The organism is Mucilaginibacter sp. P4_C11 (assembly GCF_056402115.1).
The window spans coordinates 21,481-35,991 of sequence record NZ_JBFUIA010000004.1 but is presented as its reverse complement, the minus strand read 5'-3'; the positions used below and the strand labels follow the sequence as shown (position 1 = coordinate 35,991).

The following is a 14,511-nucleotide window of genomic DNA, read 5'->3' as shown; positions in this document are numbered from 1 at the left end:
CAACGTATCACGTACAACCTACACCGCCTGCAATGTACCAACACTACTCCTTCGATCTTTGGCTTACGCTGATCAAATCAAATCCTTATTTTAAAATAGAGCGCACCAAAATTTTTCACCGGGATTTTAACCCGATGGGCAAAAGTGTAGATGAGGTGGCCAAGGCTTTCAGGCAGGTTGATTTGATGTGCAACGCCGTAAACGAAAATACAGGCAAAAACATTGATGCCGATGAGATGTACCTGATGGTAATTAGCCTGATTAATGATAACCAGCTAAGCTTATCGGATATTGATACCGGCAAGCTGTACCTGGATATGGAGAAGCTGTTGTTCTATTATATGCCGCTGGTATACTCGCCTGTAACAATTTCCTCGTTGCAGCATCTAAAAGATAAAACAGGTAGTACCTTTAGCTTGTTAAGCAATACCGGTTTTATAAAAGGAACAACATTAAGAAAGGTACTGGCGGAATTAAAGATGAGCAATTACTTTGATTTTCAGCTGTACTCGGATGAGGTGGCGATGTCGAAGCCAAACCCGGCTTTGTTTGAATTAATGTTGAAAAATATCAAACAAGTCAATATAAATAAGGATATTCGTTTAAACGATATCATCCATATAGGCGATAACGCTAAGGCTGATATTGAAGGCGCCCATGCAGCAGGTATAAAAAGTTTGCTCATCAACTCAAACAACCAATCTATTTTAGCCTTATTAAGCTAATGAACGCTACCTACTCATTACATCATGTTGATAACGATAGCCGCTTCGGCTTTTGCCCGGATAGCTACAGCCGTTTCAAATTTGGCGATGAAGCTGTAGCCCGCGAGTTTGGTTGTGCCCTTGCTGATAGTTTTATTGATCATGTTTTGTCAAAACAGCCTGTATCGCAGCAAATTGTAGTAATATCAAGTCCTTACTCGTTTATCCCAACGGCCACCTTCGCCATGAAAACATGGTTTGTGTACGGGCTTAACCGCTGGCTGGCACAACACGGATACGCGGTAGTGCAGGAAACCAAGGTACACCGCACCATTACGTATAAGGAAGACTACGGCGAACTGAATGCCGAGCAAAGGATGAACCTGATAGGTAACGATTCGTTCCATATCGATAAGGATTTTTTGACCGGTAAAACGCTGATATTTTTGGATGACATTAAAATAACCGGCAGCCATGAGCGCATGATCATGAAAATGGTGAACGCATACGGACTAAGCAATGATATTTACATGCTGTACTTTGCCGAACTGGTGAATAAAAACATCCACCCTAACATCGAGAATTTTTTAAACTACCACCAGGTGAAAACCATTTTCGACCTGGAGCCCATTATACAAAGCGGCAGTTTTGCCATTAATACCCGCATAGTTAAATACATCCTGAATTACAATACCGATTGCTTTAGCATTTTTATACAAAACCAAACAATGGATTTTGTAAACTTGCTATATGATATGGCTTTGGGCAATGGTTACCATACCATTGATACCTATGCCCCAAACCTTAACTTTATTAGCCAAAACCTATTTATAAACAATAAAAATCTGATTAAACATGGCAATTAATTTGCAAAAAGGCCAGCGCGAAAGCATCCATGCCCCAAAATTCACCATAGGGCTGGGCTGGGATACTAATAGTTCATCAACAGGCAGCGCATTCGATTTAGACGCCTCTGTTTTTATTTTAGGCGACAATAAAAGATTGTTGGCCGACGAATATTTTGTGTTTTATAACAATGTAGTATCGCCGGACGGCGCGGTTGAGCATACCGGCGACAACCTTACCGGTGCCGGCGATGGTGACGACGAGCAGATAAAGGTAGACCTATCAAAGGCAGATAATAAAATCTCGGAAATTTGCATCGTCGTAACTATTCACGAGGCCGAGGCGCGCAAACAAAACTTTGGCCAGGTACGCAACTCCTTCATCAGGATATTTGATGCCGAAACGGGCGCCGATATTTTGAAGTACGAGCTGGAAGAGGATTTCTCGATAGAAACTGCTGTCGAGTTTGGCCGCATCTATAAAAAAGATAACAACTGGAAATTTGAAGCTGTTGGCGTTGGCATGAAAGGCGGCCTGCAGGATTATTTAAACAAATATCAATAACGGCTATGGCAATTAATCTTCAAAAGGGACAACGCATCAGTCTCGAGAAAAGTAACGGCAGCAAATTACAAAGTGTTTGCGTCGGCATAAACTGGGGAGCCATTGAAAAAAAAGGCCTTTTTGGCTTTGGCGTAACCAAAGAAGCGGTTGACCTTGACGCCAGCTGCGCCCTGTTTGACGAAAGTAAACGCCTGGTAGACGTGATCTACTTCGGCAACTTAAAATCAAAAGATGGTTCGGTAAAACATAGCGGCGATGATCTTACAGGTGACATTAATGGTAATGACGGCATTGACAATGAAGTGATCACAGTAAATCTTCCGGGCTTGCCTGCATCGGTAACCTATGTGGCATTTATGCTGAACAGTTTCCGTGGACAGGATTTCGGCACTATTCCTTTTGCGTCTATCCGCATTTATGAAGGTACGCCAACCCGCGTAAACGAAGTGTTTGCTACCTATGATATTGCACACAGCAAAGATTTTGCCGGCCATGTTGCCATGGTTATGGGCGTTTTTTATAAAAAGAACGGCGAATGGAAATTTAATGCCATTGGCGAACCAACCCGCGACCGCAAACTGGAAGAAACCGTTAAAACTGTTACCAATAATTATTTATAATAGTTTTGAGTGGTGAGTTATGAGTTTTTAGTAGAAGCTAAAACCGAATAATCAAATCATTACTTACAACTCATAACTCAATACCCATAACTTAAAACTCAAGAAAATGGAAGGCTCACCAAATAATAACCCGATAAATATAACCCCGGTTACCCTGGATATAACTCCGGCTCCGGGAACAACAACTCCTGTAAAATTGCTGGATAAGGAGGGTAATGTAGATTTAGCTAACATTACACCTACCGAAGTTCAAAAGTACAGCGAAGTGGCCAAGGCCCTAGACCCTAAGGATGTTAACTCCATCCTGAACTATGGCACCGATGTGCAGGCTTCGATGGAGAAGTATAGTAACAACTTTTTAACTTCGGTACGTACCTATAACTCCGGCGAGGTTGGTTTACTGATAAACGACCTGCTTACCGAACTGAACTATATTGATGTAGATGAGCTGAACCAAAACGCGTTCACTTCATTTATTTCGCATATCCCTTTCATGAAAAAGCTGGTATTTGATGCCAAAAAGCTTTTCCAGAAATACGATACCGTGATTAACAACATCGATAAGATAACCAATAAGATAAAGGCTGGTCGTGTTAATTCACTAAAGGATAACAGTTCGTTGCAAACCATGTTTGACAGTAACGTAACTTACATCCACCAAATGGAGGAGTTGATTATCTCGGGCCAGTTAAAGTACAATGAACTAAACGAGCAATTGGCGCAAATGGACGCCAACCCATCAGCCTATAACGATTACGAAATTGCCGACCTGCGCGATTTTGTGAACCGCCTGGATAAACGCCTTGCCGATTTAAAGGTAGTAAGGTTTATCATGATGCAATCATTGGCGCAAATTCGCGTGGTGCAAAGCAATAACACTACCATAGCCGAGAAAGCGCAATCTATCGTATCAACCACTATCCCGGTTTGGAAAAACCAGCTCACCATTGCCGTTGCCCTAAACAGGCAAAAGGAAAATGTGGAGATGCAGAAAAAGATATCAGACACCACCAACACCATCCTGCAAAAAAATGCCGAGCTGCTTAAACAAAACAGCATCGACGTTGCCCGCGAGAACGAAAAAACGGTAGTATCCCTGGATACGCTGAAACGCACAACAGCATCGCTGATTGAAACCCTTACCGAGGTAAAACGAATTCACGATGAAGGTACTGCCAACAGGAAGGTACTTAACACCGAATTACAGACACTGGAAACAGAGTTGAAAAAGCATGTGACTAACGCGTAAGCGAAGCCCCGTCGTCCTTTATGTAATAGCCGCACTGCGCTCGCAATGACATAATTTACCCATCGCCTGTGAGAACACAGGCGATTTGCATTTAAAGCCCTGCCCTTCGGGGGAGGGTTTGGGTGGGGTTTCTTTTTTCGTAAATTTGTACTTGATTCATGGACGAAAACAGGTTAAATATTTTAAATCAGAGTAACCGGATGCTCAGTAAGCTGCAACTGCTTTCTGTATTTTTTGGCGACGATATGATTTATAAAATTTACCTGCGCAGCCAGGTGATCCATAAACTGTTTGAGGCCAACCCCGAGTTGGATATCAATAAACTCGACCTGTTCCACCTCCAGTTTACGCAAAGCCTCATAGATCTACTCCGAAAGATCAAAAAGAACAACGAGACCAATGTAAGTCTGTTGTTTGACGAGATTCAGATTAACCGCGAAATGATTGAGCGGCTGAACGATCCCACTTATACACTTGCGAACTTCAACCTTGAAAAGCAAAGGCAGGCACTCAAGATCAATTTGTCGTTGCGCAAGCTGTTCCAGGTATTGTCGGACAGTTCAACAGAAAATCCGTTGTCCAAAAACATCAACGCCTTTAGCTCAAGGTTTGCGGCTGATTTTTTTTACACCATCAGCACCGATCTGATGGAAGAGGTGACGGCCTTTAGCCTGGCTGATGTTTACAAAAATGAATACGCCAAAATTCAGCGTAAGCTGATGGGGGTGTTGTGCAAATATGATTTTAAAACAGAATTTTATTGCGGGTTAAAATCGGGAGCACAGGTTATTGAGGTTTACAAATTTATTGATGCAGACAGGTATTTTATATATGCGCCAGGAGATAACCTGTTTGTGTTTTTTGACGTTGCAAAAATAGCCGGACTGGATATGACCACCAATATGTCGAAAAAAGAGCGGCTAATGTATGAGCTGAAAGACAAGAACGACAGGCTTGAAGGCAACGCCGCTGCGATGAAAGCCAACATGCCGCCAGAGATTGCCGCCCTGCTTGCCGATAATTATAAAAAAATCTCGGATATCACCTTCCTGGATAATATCAGCAATATTGATGTGCAAGCCAATATTTTAAAAAGCATGCTCAATACCGATTTAATTTAGTTTATTTAACCTTAACAAAAACACATTACCTGTTTATATGGATTTACATACAATATTAGGCCCCGACATTAAAGCCGGCCTGCTCATTATTTTAAACCTGATCCTGATAGAGAGTTTGCTATCTGTAGATAACGCTGCCGTGCTTGCAACGATGGTGCTCGATCTTCCGAAAGATCAGCGTAAAAAAGCTTTACGTTATGGTATCATTGGCGCTTATGTATTGCGCGGCGTTTGCCTTTTCCTGGCCGCGTGGCTGGTAAAAATATGGTGGCTAAAACCTATTGGAGGCTTATACCTGTTATACCTTTGCTTTGATTATTTTAAAGGTAAAATTCAGGCTGCAAACGCAGGTGGCGAAGGAGAAGAAGTTGACAAAAGCAAAAACTGGTTATATAAATCAACAGTAGGTGTATTTGGGGTATTTTGGGCCACCGTTGCATTAGTTGAATTAATGGACCTGGCCTTCTCTATTGATAACGTATTTGCTGCAGTAGCTTTTACGGATCACGTGGTTTTGATTTACATAGGCGTATTCATCGGTATACTGGCTATGCGTTTTGTTGCCCAGGCCTTTGTTAAGCTGATGGAAAAATTTACTTTCCTGGAGACTGTAGCATTTATTGTGATAGGTGTATTGGGCTTGAAATTATCGACATCATTATACATCCACTTTTACCCGGAAACGGGTTTCTCCAAAATGATGGAAGGCGAGGGTGCAGATATAGCTACATCGGTATTTACCGTAGCCATATTCATTATACCTGTATTAACATCGCTGCTATTCAACTTCCCCAAACGCCACACCATCGAACCGGAAGTAGCCGAAGCTGCCGAAGACGTTTTGGATAACCAGTAGTTCAGTTGGCGGTTTTCAGTTAGCAGTTGGCAAAAATGGCCAGCCGTAAGTTAGGCTAACAAACTACGCACCAATGAACAAATGAACGAACGACAATGAACTTTAACAAAATAATAGCCTCGATATTCGGCATCGGTTTTTTAAAAGGCGGGGGCACTTATGCAGCTATAGTTACCTGCGGCGGCATTTGGCTGTTGTGGCAATTTCCCACTTTACAAAATCCGTTTTATTTACTGGCTATAACCATCGTTATTACCCTTTGGGGGGTATACGTGAGCAACAAGGTTGAGCCGGATTGGGGCGAAGATAGTTCGCGTGTGGTGATAGATGAAGTTGCCGGTATGCTCATCTCGGTGTTATTTTTGCCGCAAAACCTTTATATTTTATTGGGCGGGCTGGTGCTGTTCCGCTTTTTTGATATTGTTAAACCGCTTGGTATCCGTAAAATGGAGGCCCTGCCCAGTGGTACCGGTGTAATGATGGACGATGTACTGGCAGGCATATATTCCAACGCCGTGCTTTGGATAGGCTATTTTATATGGCTGAAGTTTGGCGGATAATTAAAAATACGTATTAATGCAAAATGCCGCTTGTTAACAACCTGCGGCATTTTTATTATGATAAGAATTACAGTGGGTTATCCTTTTTTATTCCCGCTTTCAGCCTTAAGCCTTCTGCTTTCGGCTTATTCGTATCGCAGGGCTTCAACCGGGTCTAACTTTGCGGCCTTTTTAGCCGGGTAGTAACCAGAAATCAACCCAATGAATGTACAAAGTACAACCGCGAATATTAGCCATCCCCATGGCACGGCAAAGGTTCCGCTTATCTGAACCGCGATGACGTTACCGGCGGCCATACCTAATACTATACCCGCGGCCCCGCCTATAAGGCATATTACTATCGCCTCAATTAAAAACTGTTTACGTATTACGGCCGGTGTGGCGCCTATGGCTTTACGCACACCAATTTCGCGGGTGCGTTCGGTTACCGATACCAGCATAATATTCATAAGCCCAATGGCGGCGCCAATCAGCGTTATGATACTAATGGCAAATCCACCAGCGGTAATCCCGGCCAGCTGCCCTGATAGTTCTTTCTGGATCGAATCGCTTCGTGATATTTCAAAATTATCCTGGTTGGCTACGTTCAGGCTGCGTACATTTCTGAACAACGAGGTAGCCTCGCCAATGGTAGCGTCCAAAGCACCGGGGCCTTTCACTTTAACGGTAACTGTGTAGGACGCATTTCTATTGGTGTCAATTTGCTTGGCTTTTAATATCGGGATAATGCAAAACTTATCGCCACCAAATGAACTTGAACCCTTTGAGGCAATTACGCCAACTATTTTATACTTGTTGCCACCAATAAAAACGTTTTGGTTAACCGGGTCGGAGTGTTTAAAAAGCTTTTGCTTAATCTCGTCGCCAATAAGCACCACGTTTGAACCATGCTCCAACTCCGAAGTTGAAAAGTTACGGCCGAAGGAAAGTTTTTTACCACTGGTGGCCAGGTAGTTTTCGTTTGACCCGGATATCGAAATATTTTGGTTTGTTTTTTCGCTGCCGAATTTAGCTACAGCGGTGCCGGTAACATCAATATTAACGGCAATGATAACGGGCAGTTTAAATGTTTTTTTAAAACGATCGGCCTGGTCGTAAGTAATGGGCGGGTACATTTTGCGGTGACCGCCGTTACCAAAATTCAACCCTTCGCCGCGGTTTTGAATGGTAAAGGAGTTGGCGCCCAAATCGGCAAAGGCATCATTGGTAAACTGCCGTATCCCCTCAATAGCCGTTAAAATACTCACCAGGGCCATTATACCAATAGCGATAATTAAAGCCGTAAGCGATGTACGCAGCCTGTTACCGGCAATGGATTGTAACGCTATTGAAATATTTTCTCTGTAGGAGGTTTTTACCGGCATGCTATCAAAATAAAAAACTTGACCGTATGACTAAACACTATACCAATTTGTTACAGCATCAAAAATGTTTTTATTGCGGGTGCAATAATCAAATTCGCGGGTTAAATACCATTGACTATTTGCTCAATAAATAATATCTTACCGTTAGTTTACCGCCTTATGAAATCAAAATCCTTAAATGTTTACACGGAAGCCTCATTTATGATCAGAAACATCTGCTTACTGGTTATGCTAACCGCCCTTACCGCGGTGTCCCGCGCCCAGGATGCTGTTAAAACAAGCACAAAAACCATAAGCTGGGCATTGGATAAAAAATCGGTGGTTAAAGATTCGACCGGGAGGATATACCCCATGGCAGAATGGAATAAGTTGGTGGTTAGCAGGAAATATTCCATTTGGCCCGCGGATTGGAATAATATTAATAATCAGTTTATAATTATAAAAGGCAACCAACCCCCAAACATTATTCACGATGCTCCGGCGCCAAAGGAAGATAATGCCACGGAAATGCCTGCGCTAACTACGCCCGACAGCGACCCTTACGACTATATGGCCGCCTGGCCTAAGCCCAACGAATCGGCTTATTTTAAAGTAGGGGAAGAGATTTCATCATTCACCAGCCATGACATCAACGGAAACAGAATATCATTGAAAGATTTGCGCGGCAAAGTTGTTGTGCTTAATTTTTTCTTTATTGGCTGTCCGGGTTGTATGCAGGAAGTGCCCGAGTTAAATGATGTTGTTGCCCGCTATAAGGGGAATGATAATGTTGTCTTTGTATCTGTATCGCTGGATGTAAAAAGCTATATAAAAAAATTCATGGATGATACGCCTCTCAATTATCAGATTATAGCCGAAGGTGGCTTTTTGGCCAAACGATATGGCATCGAACTTTACCCTACTAATCTTATACTTGATAAAACAGGAAAGGTAGCTATGCATTGGGTTGGGCGATCGCCCAGCGCTCCATATTGGATGAAAAAAACTATTGATAGAATACTGTGAGGAAAGCAAAAAGGCAACCCATTGGGCTGCCTGTATACCTGGCTGATAGAAAATATCGATTTGGATTACGTTATATCTAATCCACTCGTTGATATTCTTCGTCTTGAATCTTGGCTCTATCCTTATACCGAGAATGATGTTCCGCAACCGCAGCTGCTTGCAGCGTTAGGGTTGTTAAATGTAAAGCCACGGGCGTTTAAGCCATCCTGGAAATCTATCTGCATACCCATCAGGTACATGCCGTGGGCTTTGTGCATAAATACTTTTATACCATCAATAATGAATTCCTGGTCGCCATCCTTTTTCTGGTCAAAACCCAGTACGTAGCTCATGCCCGAGCAGCCACCACCCTCAACACCAACACGCAGGCCAAATTCATCGCCAATCTCTTGTTGATCCTTTAACTTAAAAAGTTCCTTAACGGCGCCCGGTGTAAATGATACCGGTAAAATTTCAACAGCAGTACTCATCTTATTTTATATTTAACTATACAAATATAAGGTAAAATGTGGATTTTTACATCCACAGCTATTTTATGACCTCTGTATAACATTTTAATAACCATGCTTACAACCCAATATTTACTTGATATTTTAAAGTTTACGGTAGCCGGTGCCGGAGTTATATGGATAGCCTTTTACCTGGTTAAGCCATATCTTGATAAACAAAACCAGGTGCAGCTGCTGGAGCTTAAGCGCAGTGTAAGTAGCCAAACCCTGCCTTTACGGTTACAGGCCTACGAGCGCGTTGTGTTATTTATTGACCGTATTAACCCGGCCAATATGCTTATCCGCCTTAATGCGGGTGGCCTTTCGGCTGCCGATTTACATATTGTTATCGTTAACGAAATCCGTACCGAGTTTCAGCATAACGTTACCCAGCAAATTTATGTAAGCAGCCGGGTTTGGGCTGTTATGAAAAGGGTGAAGGATGATACCCTGAGCCTGGTAAATAACGCGGTAAAAGGCCTTCCCCAAAACGCCACCGCCATGGATTTGAGCAAAACGGTGCTTATTCACCTAAGCCAGCTTGAAGATGATCCTTATGAGATAGCCATTAACCTGGTAAGGCAGGACCTGGAAGAATTATTTTAAACCGCATGGCTAAAAAATTCAGCACTACATCGGGTATCGAAATAAGGGAGGTTTACACCGAACCCTCTAAGATGGACGAACTGCCTGGCCAGTTCCCTTTTACACGAGGCATTCAAAAAGACATGTACCGCGGCAAAGCCTGGACAATGCGCCAGTACGCCGGGTTTTCAACGGCCGAAGAATCAAACAAGCGGTATCATTATTTATTAAGCCAGGGCACAACCGGCCTCTCGGTAGCTTTTGACCTGCCCACGCAGATTGGATACGATAGCGACCATGAGCTATCCGAAGGCGAAGTAGGTAAAGTTGGCGTCGCCATCGATTCGCTGGAGGATATTGAAATATTGTTTGACGGTATCCAGCTTAAGGATATTACCACCAGCATGACCATTAATGCCACCGCAGCTATTTTGCTGGCCATGTACATCGCGTTAGCAAAAAAACAGGGGGCAGACCTGAGCCAGATTTCGGGCACCATTCAAAACGATATATTAAAGGAGTATGCGGCGCGGGGTACCTATATATATCCGCCAACCCCATCCATGCGGTTAATTACCGATGTGTTTGAGTACTGCAGCAAGGAGGTGCCCAAGTGGAACACCATATCTATTTCGGGCTATCACATTCGCGAGGCCGGTTCAACAGCAGTGCAAGAGCTGGCTTTTACCCTGGCCAATGGAAAAGCCTATTTAAAAGCGGCACTTGAAAAAGGGCTGGATATAAATGTATTTGCCAAACGCCTTTCGTTCTTTTTTAACTGTCATAATAACTTTTTCGAAGAGATAGCCAAGTTCAGGGCTGCAAGGCGAATGTGGGCGCATATTACCAAAGAATTAGGTGCAACCGATGCCGGTGCGCAAAAACTGCGTTTTCATACCCAAACCGGTGGGTCAACCTTAACGGCACAGCAACCACTTAACAACATTATAAGGGTAAGTAACCAGGCCCTGGCCGCTGTATTAGGCGGCACCCAATCGCTGCATACCAATGGCTACGACGAGGCACTATCCCTGCCAACTGAAGCCGCTGCTAAAATAGCCCTGCGCACCCAACAGATCATCGCCTTCGAAAGTGGAGTTACCGATACTGTAGACCCGCTGGCAGGCTCATACTTTATAGAAGCCCTGACCGACGAGGTAGAAGCCGCTGCGCAATTATATCTGGATAAGATAGAGGCCATGGGCGGCGCAGTTAAAGCCATAGAGCAGGATTACATTCAACAGGAGATAGCCGCGTCAGCGTATCAGTACCAGATTGATATCGAAAAAGGTGAAAAAATTCTTGTGGGAGTAAATAAATTTACCCAGCTTGAAGATGCTCCCTCTGGTGTTTTCAGAGTTGATGACTCCATTCGAAAAACGCAGATAGAAAAAATTAAAAAACTCAAAAACAAAAGGGACAATCACGCTGTTGAAACAACTTTACAACTATTAAGAATAGCAGCGGAAGGCAAAGAAAATTTAATGCCTTTTATAGTATCTTCGGTTGAGAATTATGCTACCTTAGGAGAAATCGCGGATATACTGCGAGGGGTTTTTGGGGAATATTAGTATCGCGGGTGAGGCATTAGGGTTTGTGTGGATATCGTGCCATAATTAACAAAAGAACAGCTTTTATTTTTAATGAGCATTAAACCAGTGCTTTAGTTTTTAGCGCAACATAAAAGGCTAAAATGGCCATACAATTGCTTTTATTTTGCCAAAAAACGGCAAAACAAAGGGAGCTATTTTGGTGATTTTTAAGGCATTAATCAAAAGGTGAAAAATTAATTTAAAAATAATTCAATTGCATTTTTTATTATAAAACATTGCGTTACATACAAACTTTATACTTAAAAACAACTTTTGTTGATAACTTGCAAAATGTTAAAAAAGTGAAAATTTAATTTTTTTATACACTTTTTTTGGACACATTTGATGTTCCGTTACAGTCCCGAAAGAAGTTGACTGAGGGGTTGGAAATCAAATAATTACTTATATTTACTATGGAAAAAACTTGTACTAACGTTTGGAATAGCTGTCTTCAGATCATAAAGGACAACATACCGGCCCAGAGCTTTAAAACCTGGTTCGAGCCGATAAAAGCCTTGAGAATGGAAGGGAGTGTCTTGACGATACAAGTACCAAGTTTGTTTTTTTACGAATGGCTTGAAGAGCACTACGTAGGGTTATTACGCAAAACGATTAAAAAACAATTGGGCGATGAAGGACGTTTAGAGTACAATATTGTTGTTGAGCAATCATCATCAAGTAAACCCTATACAACTAATATGCCTTCGAACGGAAATGGAGCCGAGTCAAAAAATCAATCGATGCCGATCCCTATCTCTATTAATAAGGACATCAAAAATCCTTTTGTGATACCCGGCCTCAAAAAGTTAAATGTTGACCCGCAACTGAATAGAAACTACACCTTCGAAAATTTTGTTGAAGGCGATTGTAACCGCCTGGCCAGGTCGGCAGGCTACGCTGTGGCCGCGAAACCTGGGGGTACTTCATTTAACCCGTTGATGATTTATGGTGGCGTTGGTTTAGGTAAAACACACCTTGCCCAGGCCATAGGTAACGAAATAAAACGTTCACTGCCCGATAAACTGGTACTTTATGTATCGTGCGAGAAATTTACACAGCAATTTGTAGACGCACTTAAACATAATAACATTAACGATTTTGTTAACTTTTACCAGGCCATTGATGTACTTATCATGGACGATGTGCACAACTTTGCCGGTAAAGAAAAAACCCAGGATTTTTTCTTCCACATTTTTAACCACCTGCACCAAAGCGGCAAGCAACTGATCATTACGTCAGATAAAGCGCCAAAGGATTTGGCTGGTTTGGAAGAGCGCCTGTTATCACGTTTTAAATGGGGCCTTTCGGCCGATTTACAGATCCCTGATCTGGAAACCCGTATGGCTATCCTTAAAAATAAGATTTACCAGGATGGTATCGAACTATCAAACGATGTTATCGAATATGTAGCTCATAATATTGATAACAATGTACGCGAGCTGGAAGGCGCCATGGTATCGTTACTGGCACAATCAACCTTAAATCGTAAGGAGATTGACCTGAACCTTGCTAAACAAATGTTGAAAAACTTTGTGAAGAACTCCTCAAAAGAAATTTCGATGGAGTATATTCAAAGCCTTGTCTGCGAATATTTTGAAGTACCTATCGAGATGGTGAAATCACAAACCCGCAAACGCGAAATTGTGCAGGCCCGCCAGATTTCCATGTACCTGGCCAAGGCGCATACTAAAAGTTCATTAAAATCAATAGGTAATTTCTTTGGCGGCCGCGATCACTCTACCGTGATTTATGCCTGCCAAACCGTAGAAGATTTGATTGATACCGATAAAAAGTTTAAAGGTTACGTTGCCGATATCCAAAAGAAGTTAAAAATGTCTTAACCGACCTGTTAATCATATTACTAAAAGCCTTGCATCGACTTGCAGGGCTTTTTTATTAAACAAGCTTATATGTAAAATGGAAAACCACCGTAAGCTGGTTGCCCGCGGTTGTTTGTAAGTGGTGGTTTATTTATATCGATACCTGGTGTTTATTTAAATCGGGCACCAAAACCTACACCGATGAGCCAAGGATTAATTTTAACGTCGGCTTTAATGCCTGCCAGGGTAGGCGCCAGTTCGGGGCTTGATGCCGGTGTTAAATTAGATGCATCAACTGTTGCATTGGTGGATAGGAACACTTTTTTAACATCTATGTTCAAAAAGAACTTCTTATTCAAGTCATAGTCGAACCCAAACTGGGTAGCGAAGGTAAATTTATTCTGATAACTAACATTTTTTACCACCTCGCCCGCGTTGGCGTTATAAAAAATGGTGTAGTTGGCACCTGCGCCTATATAGGGTTTAAATGCGATGCCCGTTGGTAGGTGATATTGCAATGTAAGCGTTGGAGGCAGCAAGGAAACCTTACCCAAACTAACGTCGGCAGATGAACTGCCGCCAATAGCTGTTAAATTTGAGGCCGTAGTGTTTACTTTATGCCTTGATGTGCCCAGTATCAGTTCGGCCGAAAAATCCTTCATAAAGAAGTACGTAAAGTCAATTTCGGGGATAACAACCTTGCTGATATTGATACCACCTCCAATTACACCAATAGTTGCACTTTCCTGCGGCGCAACATATACACCGCGAACACGTACGTCCCACTCACTTTTTTGTTGACCGAAACCTCTTAAAGAGGCTATCATTAATATTATAAAAACGGATAATAATAATTTGTTCATCTTGTTTGTTTTTTAATTATAGGTCAAAGGTATCGGCCCTTAAATATCTAAATATGCCTAAAGCCATTAAGCAAAATGATACTAATCATGGCTATTTATAAGATTGCCGGGTAATTTTACGAGGGTATATTCATGTGCCTGAAAAGTTTGCATGCACATGATTAACCACCTGCTGCCAGCGCCCATAAATCAACAAACAAAACGTGCCCTGTCCTCAAACCTGTTTTAGTTTAAATGATGTGTTTCATTTACCGATTGAAACAGCCAGTTAATC

General features: G+C 42.3%; 15 protein-coding genes. 12 read left to right on the top strand and 3 right to left on the bottom strand.

Features of this window, described 5'->3' with window-relative positions; genetic code table 11:
- Window positions 1-32 precede the first annotated feature (32 nt).
- The 8 genes from AC1DU2_RS04795 to AC1DU2_RS04760 all read left to right on the top strand — a co-directional run bounded on the left by AC1DU2_RS04795 (window position 33) and on the right by AC1DU2_RS04760 (window position 6,520).
- On the top strand, window positions 33-725 hold the full coding sequence (locus tag AC1DU2_RS04795) for an HAD family hydrolase (RefSeq protein WP_477383056.1): 693 nt from the start codon (window positions 33-35) through the stop codon (window positions 723-725).
- On the top strand, window positions 725-1,570 hold the full coding sequence (locus AC1DU2_RS04790; protein ID WP_477356405.1) for a phosphoribosyltransferase family protein: 846 nt from the start codon (window positions 725-727) through the stop codon (window positions 1,568-1,570). Before AC1DU2_RS04795 ends, AC1DU2_RS04790 begins: the two co-directional genes overlap by 1 nt.
- Entirely contained in the window at window positions 1,560-2,114 is a 555-nt protein-coding gene (locus AC1DU2_RS04785; protein ID WP_477383054.1) for a TerD family protein, read from the top strand. Before AC1DU2_RS04790 ends, AC1DU2_RS04785 begins: the two co-directional genes overlap by 11 nt.
- A 5-nt stretch (window positions 2,115-2,119) precedes the next feature.
- Window positions 2,120-2,734: a TerD family protein gene (locus AC1DU2_RS04780; RefSeq protein WP_477383051.1), complete on the top strand. Its 615-nt coding sequence runs from the start codon at window positions 2,120-2,122 to the stop codon at window positions 2,732-2,734.
- Window positions 2,735-2,840: 106 nt separating this feature from the next.
- Window positions 2,841-3,983 (top strand): toxic anion resistance protein, encoded by a 1,143-nt coding sequence (locus tag AC1DU2_RS04775; RefSeq protein ID WP_477383049.1) that lies wholly within the window; start codon window positions 2,841-2,843, stop codon window positions 3,981-3,983.
- Window positions 3,984-4,141: 158 nt separating this feature from the next.
- Window positions 4,142-5,104, top strand: a complete 963-nt coding sequence (locus AC1DU2_RS04770) for a hypothetical protein (protein WP_477383047.1) — start codon at window positions 4,142-4,144, stop codon at window positions 5,102-5,104.
- Between the two features lie 37 nt (window positions 5,105-5,141).
- The gene (locus AC1DU2_RS04765) at window positions 5,142-5,960 is read left to right on the top strand and encodes a TerC family protein (RefSeq protein ID WP_477383045.1); all 819 of its coding nucleotides are present in this window, start codon (window positions 5,142-5,144) and stop codon (window positions 5,958-5,960) included.
- Between the two features lie 95 nt (window positions 5,961-6,055).
- Window positions 6,056-6,520: a phosphatidylglycerophosphatase A family protein gene (locus AC1DU2_RS04760; protein ID WP_477383044.1), complete on the top strand. Its 465-nt coding sequence runs from the start codon at window positions 6,056-6,058 to the stop codon at window positions 6,518-6,520.
- 125 nt (window positions 6,521-6,645) lie between these two features.
- On the opposite strand, the gene AC1DU2_RS04755 is transcribed toward AC1DU2_RS04760, so the two are convergent.
- Window positions 6,646-7,884, bottom strand: coding sequence for an ABC transporter permease (locus AC1DU2_RS04755; protein WP_477356419.1), 1,239 nt, complete (start codon window positions 7,882-7,884; stop codon window positions 6,646-6,648).
- A gap of 201 nt (window positions 7,885-8,085) precedes the next feature.
- Here AC1DU2_RS04755 and AC1DU2_RS04750 point away from each other — a divergent pair, with 201 nt between their 5' ends.
- Entirely contained in the window at window positions 8,086-8,889 is an 804-nt protein-coding gene (locus AC1DU2_RS04750; RefSeq protein ID WP_477383043.1) for a peroxiredoxin family protein, read from the top strand.
- 122 nt (window positions 8,890-9,011) lie between these two features.
- Here the strand turns inward: AC1DU2_RS04750 and AC1DU2_RS04745 are convergent, their stop codons facing one another.
- The gene (locus AC1DU2_RS04745; protein WP_147055353.1) at window positions 9,012-9,359 is read right to left on the bottom strand and encodes a HesB/IscA family protein; all 348 of its coding nucleotides are present in this window, start codon (window positions 9,357-9,359) and stop codon (window positions 9,012-9,014) included.
- Between the two features lie 93 nt (window positions 9,360-9,452).
- On the opposite strand from AC1DU2_RS04745, the gene AC1DU2_RS04740 reads away from it, so the two are divergent.
- The 3 genes from AC1DU2_RS04740 to dnaA all read left to right on the top strand — a co-directional run bounded on the left by AC1DU2_RS04740 (window position 9,453) and on the right by dnaA (window position 13,395).
- A complete protein-coding gene (locus tag AC1DU2_RS04740) occupies window positions 9,453-9,983 on the top strand; it encodes a DUF7935 family protein (RefSeq protein ID WP_147055355.1) in 531 nt (176 codons plus the stop codon).
- 5 nt (window positions 9,984-9,988) lie between these two features.
- A complete protein-coding gene (locus tag AC1DU2_RS04735) occupies window positions 9,989-11,533 on the top strand; it encodes an acyl-CoA mutase large subunit family protein (RefSeq protein WP_477383042.1) in 1,545 nt (514 codons plus the stop codon).
- A 434-nt stretch (window positions 11,534-11,967) separates the two neighbouring features.
- The gene (gene dnaA, locus AC1DU2_RS04730) at window positions 11,968-13,395 is read left to right on the top strand and encodes a chromosomal replication initiator protein DnaA (RefSeq protein WP_090651550.1); all 1,428 of its coding nucleotides are present in this window, start codon (window positions 11,968-11,970) and stop codon (window positions 13,393-13,395) included.
- A 149-nt stretch (window positions 13,396-13,544) separates the two neighbouring features.
- On the opposite strand, the gene AC1DU2_RS04725 is transcribed toward dnaA, so the two are convergent.
- Complete coding sequence (locus AC1DU2_RS04725; RefSeq protein ID WP_477383040.1) at window positions 13,545-14,237, bottom strand: OmpW/AlkL family protein; 693 nt, start codon at window positions 14,235-14,237, stop codon at window positions 13,545-13,547.
- Window positions 14,238-14,511 lie beyond the last annotated feature (274 nt).

What these genes read in the sequence shown, in the direction of transcription:
- AC1DU2_RS04755 (WP_477356419.1), bottom strand. Translation starts at nt 7,884, where the DNA reads ATGCCGGTAAAAACCTCCTACAGAGAAAATATTTCAATAGCGTTACAA.
- AC1DU2_RS04745 (WP_147055353.1), bottom strand. Translation starts at nt 9,359, where the DNA reads ATGAGTACTGCTGTTGAAATTTTACCGGTATCATTTACACCGGGCGCC.
- AC1DU2_RS04780 (WP_477383051.1), top strand. Translation starts at nt 2,120, where the DNA reads ATGGCAATTAATCTTCAAAAGGGACAACGCATCAGTCTCGAGAAAAGT.
- AC1DU2_RS04775 (WP_477383049.1), top strand. Translation starts at nt 2,841, where the DNA reads ATGGAAGGCTCACCAAATAATAACCCGATAAATATAACCCCGGTTACC.
- AC1DU2_RS04795 (WP_477383056.1), top strand. Translation starts at nt 33, where the DNA reads ATGTACCAACACTACTCCTTCGATCTTTGGCTTACGCTGATCAAATCA.
- AC1DU2_RS04740 (WP_147055355.1), top strand. Translation starts at nt 9,453, where the DNA reads ATGCTTACAACCCAATATTTACTTGATATTTTAAAGTTTACGGTAGCC.
- AC1DU2_RS04765 (WP_477383045.1), top strand. Translation starts at nt 5,142, where the DNA reads ATGGATTTACATACAATATTAGGCCCCGACATTAAAGCCGGCCTGCTC.
- AC1DU2_RS04750 (WP_477383043.1), top strand. Translation starts at nt 8,086, where the DNA reads ATGATCAGAAACATCTGCTTACTGGTTATGCTAACCGCCCTTACCGCG.
- AC1DU2_RS04760 (WP_477383044.1), top strand. Translation starts at nt 6,056, where the DNA reads ATGAACTTTAACAAAATAATAGCCTCGATATTCGGCATCGGTTTTTTA.
- AC1DU2_RS04735 (WP_477383042.1), top strand. Translation starts at nt 9,989, where the DNA reads ATGGCTAAAAAATTCAGCACTACATCGGGTATCGAAATAAGGGAGGTT.
- AC1DU2_RS04790 (WP_477356405.1), top strand. Translation starts at nt 725, where the DNA reads ATGAACGCTACCTACTCATTACATCATGTTGATAACGATAGCCGCTTC.
- AC1DU2_RS04785 (WP_477383054.1), top strand. Translation starts at nt 1,560, where the DNA reads ATGGCAATTAATTTGCAAAAAGGCCAGCGCGAAAGCATCCATGCCCCA.
- AC1DU2_RS04770 (WP_477383047.1), top strand. Translation starts at nt 4,142, where the DNA reads ATGGACGAAAACAGGTTAAATATTTTAAATCAGAGTAACCGGATGCTC.
- dnaA (WP_090651550.1), top strand. Translation starts at nt 11,968, where the DNA reads ATGGAAAAAACTTGTACTAACGTTTGGAATAGCTGTCTTCAGATCATA.
- AC1DU2_RS04725 (WP_477383040.1), bottom strand. Translation starts at nt 14,237, where the DNA reads ATGAACAAATTATTATTATCCGTTTTTATAATATTAATGATAGCCTCT.